Source organism: Sphingopyxis lindanitolerans (assembly GCF_002993885.1).
GTDB classification, from domain to species: domain Bacteria; phylum Pseudomonadota; class Alphaproteobacteria; order Sphingomonadales; family Sphingomonadaceae; genus Sphingopyxis; species Sphingopyxis lindanitolerans.
In genome coordinates, this window is the sequence record NZ_CM009578.1 from 1824054 (window position 1) to 1830750 (window position 6697).

Below are 6697 nucleotides of genomic sequence, written 5' to 3' on the forward strand. Positions count from 1 at the left end.
CCCGGTTGATGCGCGCGCGCGCGGCCCTCGCGGCGACGCTGGTGCTGGTCGGCACCGGCGCGCTGTGGGCGGCTGCGCCCGCACGCGCGCCGGGGGCGCCGCCCGCGACGCCCGCGCGCATCGTCTCGACCAATCTGTGCACCGACCAGCTCATCCTCGCGCTCGCCGATCGCGGCCAGATCGCCGGGCTGACGATCAACGCGGCCGATCCGCAAATGTCGGCCGAAGCGGAGCGGGCGCGCGGCCTGCCGCGGCTCAGCCATTCGGCCGAGCAGATATTGGCGATCGACCCCGACCTGATCGTCGGCATGCCGGCGAGCGGCAGCGGCGCGCTCGCCGCGCTGCCCGATCCGCATTATCCGCTGCTCGACCTCGACCCGGCGAACAGCCTCGACCAGATTTATGCCTCGATCCACCAGACCGCGGCGGCGGTCGGCCATCCGCGCCGCGGCGCGGCGCTGATCGCGCGCATGCGGCAGCAGCTTGCCGGGCTTGGCAAGCCCGGTCGCGGACGCATCGCGGCCTATTACCAGCGGCGCGGCTATATGACCGGCACCGGCACGCTGATCGACGAGATGATGGGGCGCGTCGGGCTGGTCAATCTCGCCAGGACGCTCGGCAAGCCGCCCCTCGCGCAGCTCAGTCTTGAGGAAATGGTCGCCGCGAAGCCCGATTTCCTGATCGTCGAAAGCGCGACCAACACAGTGACCGACCAGGGCAGCGAAATGCTCCACCACCCGGCTCTCGCCGATATTCCGCGCATCAGCGTGCCGGAGGCGTGGACCGTCTGCGGCAGCCCCGCTTATGCCGACGCGGCGCGCAGCATCGCGCGCCAGATCGAACGGATCGACGGAGGCGGTCGATGATGCGGCGCGGGATGCTGATCGCCGCGCTCGCGGCGCTGACGCTCGTCGCGGCGGTCGCCTCGCTGCGCTTCGGCCCCGTCGACCTTTCGATCGCCCGGCTCGCCGCCGCCGCGACCGGGCATGGCGACCGCGTCGCGGCGATCATCCTGTTCGACCTCCGCCTGCCGCGCACGTTGCTCGCGCTCGCGGTCGGCGCGATCCTCGGCCTTGCGGGGGCGGCGCTGCAGGGCTTTCTGCGCAACCCGCTCGCCGAGCCGTCGGTGCTCGGCACCTCGAACGCCGCCGCGCTCGGCGGAGTCGCCGCGCTCTATTTCGGCTTTGCGCAGGCGCACCCCGCCGCGCTGCCCTTGCTGTCGATCGGCGCGGCGCTGCTGTCGCTCGTGCTGCTCTTCGCGCTGGCGGGGCGTTCGGAAAGCCCGCTGACGCTGATTCTCGCGGGTATCGCGGTGGGCACGCTCGCGGTCGCGGGGACCAGCCTCGCGCTCAACCTGTCGCCCAACCCCTTCGCGGCGATGGAGATCATGAGCTGGCTGCTCGGCAGTCTCGAAAACCGATCGTTCCAGCATGTCTGGATCGCGCTGCCCTGCGTTGCCCTCGGCACCGCGATGCTGCTGTGGAACGGCCGCGCGCTCGACGCGCTGACGCTCGGCGAGGAGGCGGCGCAGGCGCTCGGCGTCGATATCGGGCGGACGCGGCTGCGGCTGCTTGCCGGCACCGCGATCGGGGTCGGCGGCGCAGTCGCGGTGTCGGGAGCGATCGGCTTCGTCGGCCTCATCGTCCCGCACCTCATCCGTCCGCTCACCGACCGCAGCCCGTCGGCGATCCTCCTTCCCTCCGCCATCGGCGGCGCGGCGCTGCTGACGCTTGCCGACCTTGGCGTGCGGATCATCCCGACGACCAATGAGCTGAAGCTCGGCGTCGTCACCGCCTTCCTCGGCGTGCCGGTCTTCCTCATCCACCTGATGCGGGAGAAACGCCTGTGGTGACGATCGCGCTCGAACGGGTCGGCGTCGCGCTCGGCCGCCGCGCCGTCGTCCGCGATGTCGACGCGACGTTCGCGCCGGGGACGCTGACCGCCATCGTCGGCCCCAATGGCGCGGGCAAGTCGACGCTCGCGCGCGCGATGCTCGCGCTTGTCCCCGCGACCGGGACGGTGCGGATCGACGGCGCCGACGCCGCGACGATGCCGCGTCCCGACCTCGCCCGCCGCATCGCCTATCTGCCGCAAGGGCAGGTGCTGCACTGGCCGCTGACCGTCGAGCGGCTCGTCGGGCTCGGCCGCCTGCCGCACCTTGCCCCGATGTCGCGCCTCACCGATGCCGATGCCGCCGCGATCGAACGCGCGATGGACCGCGCCGCGGTGCGGACGCTGCGCGACCGGATCGCGACCGAATTGTCGGGCGGCGAGCGCGCGCGCGTCCTTTTCGCCCGCGCGCTCGCGGTCGAGGCGCCGGCGCTGATCGCTGACGAGCCGCTCGCCAGCCTCGACCCCGGCCACCAGATCGACGTGATGACCCTGCTACGCGGCGAAGCCGATGCCGGCGGGCTCGTCATCGCGGTGCTCCACGACCTGACCATGGCGGCGCGCTATTGCGACCGGCTGATGATCGTCGATGGCGGCCGCATCGTCGCCGACGGACGTCCGGGCGAGGTGCTGACCCCCGGCTTGCTGCGCGCGGTTTATGGCATCGATGCCCGCGTCGAGAGCGGCGGCGACTGGCCGACGGTGACGACGCTCGGCCGCGTGCGTGGAAGCGATTGAGTCCGCCATGGGCGCGTTGATGCTGCAAGGCACCGGGTCCGATGTCGGCAAGTCGGTGCTTGTCGCGGGCCTCTGCCGCGCGCTGACCAATCGCGGCCTGTCGGTCCGCCCGTTCAAGCCGCAGAATATGTCGAACAATGCCGCAGTCACCGTCGACGGCGGCGAAATCGGGCGCGCGCAGGCGTTGCAGGCGCTCGCCTGCCGGGTCGCACCGCACAGCGACATGAACCCGGTGCTGCTGAAACCGCAGGCCGACCGCACCTCGCAGCTCATCGTCCACGGCCGCGTGCGCGGCACGCTCGGCGCCGCGAATTTCCGCGAAGCGCGCGGGCCGCTGCTCGCCGAGGTCCTGGAAAGCTATGCCCGGCTCCGCGCCGCATGCGACCTGGTGATCGTCGAGGGCGCGGGATCGCCCGCCGAGATCAACCTGCGCCGCGGCGACATCGCCAACATGGGCTTCGCGCGCGCGGCGAACGTCCCGGTCCTGCTCGTCGGCGACATCGACCGCGGCGGCGTCATCGCGTCGATCGTCGGGACGAAGGCGGTCATCGATCCGGGCGATGCCGCGATGATCCGGGGCTTTCTGATCAACAAGTTTCGCGGCGATCCCGCGCTGTTCGACGACGGCTATCGCGAAATCGAGCGGCGCAGCGGATGGCGCGGTTTCGGGGTGGTTCCCTGGATCGACGCGGTCAAATATCTGCCGAGCGAGGATGCGGTGGTCCTCGATCGCAGGGCGGCGGCACCCGACGGCGCGATGATCGTCGCTTGCCCGATCCTGCCGCGCATCGCCAATTTCGACGATCTCGATCCGCTGAAGCTCGAACCCGGCGTGCGGCTGGTGATGGTGCCGCCGGGCCAGCCGATTCCCGCCGAAGCGGCGCTGATCGTCCTGCCGGGGTCGAAGGCGACCCGCGCCGACCTCGCCGCGCTGCGCGCCGAAGGATGGGACGTCGACATAAGCGCCCATGTCCGCCGCGGCGGACATGTGCTGGGGCTGTGCGGCGGCTATCAGATGCTCGGCCGCCGGATTGCCGACGCCGAAGGGATCGAGGGCGCGCCGGGGTGCGCCGACGGTCTCGGCCTGCTCGACGTCGAAACGCGCCTGGCACCCACGAAAACCCTTCGCGCCGTGACGGGCAGCGCGCTCGGCGCCCCGATCACCGGCTATGAAATACATATGGGGGAAACGACGGGGGCCGGAACCGCGCGCGCCTTCGCGGCGATCGCGGGGCAGCCGGAGGGCGCGATCAGCGCCGACGGCCGCGTGATGGGCAGCTATGTCCATGGTCTGCTGGCGAGCGCCGACCTCCGCCGCGCCTTGCTTACGCGACTGGGCGCCGTCGGCGGCGGGCAGGATCATGACGCCGCGGTGGACAGCGCGCTCGACGCGGTCGCCGCCGAACTCGAACGCCATGTCGCGATCGACGAGCTGATCGCCATCGCGCGGCAGGAAAGCGGGTCGGGATTGCGGGGCGAACGCGCCTGATCGCGGCGGCGCGCGCAGGGGCGCTGGCGGCGATCCTTAAACCCGACACCTGCGCCGGACGCAAAAAAGCCCGCCGATCCAGTGGAAAGGCGGGCCTTTTATTGGTTGCGGGAGTAGGATTTGAACCTACGACCTTCAGGTTATGAGCCTGACGAGCTACCGGGCTGCTCCATCCCGCGTCAACCGATATGCAGCACTCCTTTCGGGAGCGCCGGAACAGCAAAAGGCCGGCATTTCTGCCGGCCTTTAACTTTGTGAATGGGTTTCCGTTTCGACCTTACGTCGGCTGCAATGCCTGGCGACGTCCTACTCTTCCAGGGCTTGAGCCATAGTACCATCGGCGCTGTCAGGTTTCACGTCCGAGTTCGAGATGGGATCGGGTGGGTCACTGACGCCATGGTCACCAAGCAATGAAGCCGGCGTAGGTCAAAAGGGGGTTCAATCGATGCCCGTGCAATATGGACTGCTTTACAATCATCCACACATGCGGACAAACCGATCAGGCTTGTCGTTGATGGTGGGACTCTTAAGTGCGAATAGAGCAATTAGTATCGGTTAGCTCCACGCGTTACCACGCTTCTACATCCGATCTATCAACGTGGTGGTCTTCCACGGCTCTAAGAAATCTTATCTTGAGGGAGGCTTCCCGCTTAGATGCTTTCAGCGGTTATCCCGTCCATACATAGCTACCCTGCTGCGCGGCTGGCGCCACGACAGGTACACCAGAGGTATGTTCAACCCGGTCCTCTCGTACTAGGGTCAACTCCTCTCAAATTTCGACGCCCACGGCAGATAGGGACCAAACTGTCTCACGACGTTCTGAACCCAGCTCACGTACCACTTTAATTGGCGAACAGCCAAACCCTTGGGACCTGCTCCAGCCCCAGGATGTGATGAGCCGACATCGAGGTGCCAAACGATTCCGTCGATATGAGCTCTTGGGAATCATCAGCCTGTTATCCCCGGCGTACCTTTTATCCGTTGAGCGATGGCCCTTCCACTCGGGACCACCGGATCACTATGACCGACTTTCGTCTCTGCTCGACTCGTCAGTCTCGCAGTCAGGCAGGCTTATGCCATTGCACTCTAACAGACGGTTTCCAACCGTCCTGAGCCTACCATCGCGCGCCTCCGTTACTCTTTAGGAGGCGACCGCCCCAGTCAAACTACCCGCCACAGAGGGTCCCTGATCCAGTTTCATGGATCGAGGTTAGACATCAGAAAACAACAGGGTGGTATTTCACATTATGGCTCCACACCGGCTGGCGCCAGTGCTTCAAAGCCTCCCACCTATTCTACACAGTTCTTTCCTAATGCCACTCTGAAGCTGCAGTAAAGGTGCACGGGGTCTTTCCGTCTAACCGCGGGTACTCCGCATCTTCACGGAGAATTCAATTTCGCTGAGCATCTCCTGGAGACAGTGGGGAAGTCGTTACGCCATTCGTGCAGGTCGGAACTTACCCGACAAGGAATTTCGCTACCTTAGGACCGTTATAGTTACGGCCGCCGTTTACCTGGGCTTCATTTCGGAGCTTGCACCCCTCCACTTAACCTTCAGGCACCGGGCAGGCGTCAGGCCCTATACGTCGTCTTGAAGCCGACTTAGCAGAGCCCTGTGTTTTTGCTAAACAGTCGCTACCCCCTGGCCTGTGCCCCCCACAACTGGTTGCCCAATTGTGGGGCCTCCTTCTTCCGAAGGTACGGAGGCAATTTGCCGAGTTCCTTCAGGAGACTTCTCTCAAGCGCCTTGGTATACTCTACCATCCCACCTGTGTCGGTTTAGGGTACGGTCTATAATGGAGGGGCTATTTCCTGGAACCTCTTCAAAGCCTGACCAATCCAATAAGGTCAGACAATTTACGAGATCCGTCACACACCTCCAGGCCCACGAATATTAACGTGGTTCCCATCGACTACCCCCTTCGGGCTCGTCTTAGGGGCCGGCTTACCCTGCTCAGATTAGCTTTAAGCAGGAACCCTTGGGATTTCGGCGAGAGGGCATCTCACCCTCTTTATCGCTACTCATGTCAGCATTCGCACTTCCGATACCTCCACGACCCATTACCAGATCGCTTCATCAGCCTACGGAACGCTCCGCTACCGCGTGTCTTGCGACACACCCTAAGCTTCGGTGCACGTCTTGAGCCCCGTTACATTTTCGCCGCAGGAACCCTTATTTAGACCAGTGAGCTGTTACGCTTTCTTTAAAGGATGGCTGCTTCTAAGCCAACCTCCTGGTTGTTTTGGGATTCCCACATGCTTTACCACTTAGACGTGACTTGGGGACCTTAGCTGTAGGTCAGGGCTGTTTCCCTTTTGACGACGGACCTTAGCACCCGCCGTCTGTCTGCCGGATATTACTCATGGGTATTCGGAGTTTGGTTAGAATTGGTAGATCTCGCGACCCCCGCATCCATCCAGTGCTCTACCCCCCATGGTATTCATCCGACGCTCTACCTCAATAGATTTCGCGGAGAACCAGCTATTTCCCGGTTTGATTGGCCTTTCACCCCTAAACACAACTCATCCGACAATTTTTCAACATTGAACGGTTCGGTCCTCCAGTGCGTGTTACCGCAC

Annotated in this window: 4 protein-coding genes, 1 tRNA gene and 2 rRNA genes (1 of these 7 running past the window's edge); 4 read left to right on the forward strand and 3 right to left on the reverse strand. The window is 65.0% G+C overall.

Annotated elements, in window-relative coordinates:
• The first annotated feature begins 8 nt into the window (after positions 1–8).
• Genes CVO77_RS08805 through CVO77_RS08820 form a run of 4 tightly spaced genes read left to right on the forward strand, consistent with a single transcriptional unit; the run spans position 9 to position 4117 of the window.
• The gene (locus CVO77_RS08805) at positions 9–866 is read left to right on the forward strand and encodes an ABC transporter substrate-binding protein (RefSeq protein ID WP_105998712.1); all 858 of its coding nucleotides are present in this window, start codon (positions 9–11) and stop codon (positions 864–866) included.
• Entirely contained in the window at positions 866–1852 is a 987-nt protein-coding gene (locus tag CVO77_RS08810; protein WP_106000744.1) for a FecCD family ABC transporter permease, read from the forward strand. Before CVO77_RS08805 ends, CVO77_RS08810 begins: the two co-directional genes overlap by 1 nt.
• Complete coding sequence (locus CVO77_RS08815) at positions 1846–2628, forward strand: ABC transporter ATP-binding protein (protein WP_105998713.1); 783 nt, start codon at positions 1846–1848, stop codon at positions 2626–2628. Before CVO77_RS08810 ends, CVO77_RS08815 begins: the two co-directional genes overlap by 7 nt.
• Before the next feature lie 7 nt (positions 2629–2635).
• Positions 2636–4117: a cobyric acid synthase gene (locus CVO77_RS08820; RefSeq protein ID WP_105998714.1), complete on the forward strand. Its 1482-nt coding sequence runs from the start codon at positions 2636–2638 to the stop codon at positions 4115–4117.
• Between the two features lie 102 nt (positions 4118–4219).
• Here the strand turns inward: CVO77_RS08820 and CVO77_RS08825 are convergent.
• The 3 genes from CVO77_RS08825 to CVO77_RS08835 all read right to left on the reverse strand — a co-directional run.
• Positions 4220–4296 (reverse strand) — tRNA-Met (locus tag CVO77_RS08825).
• Between the two features lie 114 nt (positions 4297–4410).
• A 5S ribosomal RNA gene (gene rrf, locus CVO77_RS08830) occupies positions 4411–4525 on the reverse strand.
• A gap of 118 nt (positions 4526–4643) precedes the next feature.
• Positions 4644–6697, reverse strand: a 23S ribosomal RNA gene (locus tag CVO77_RS08835); it runs 738 nt beyond the window's last position.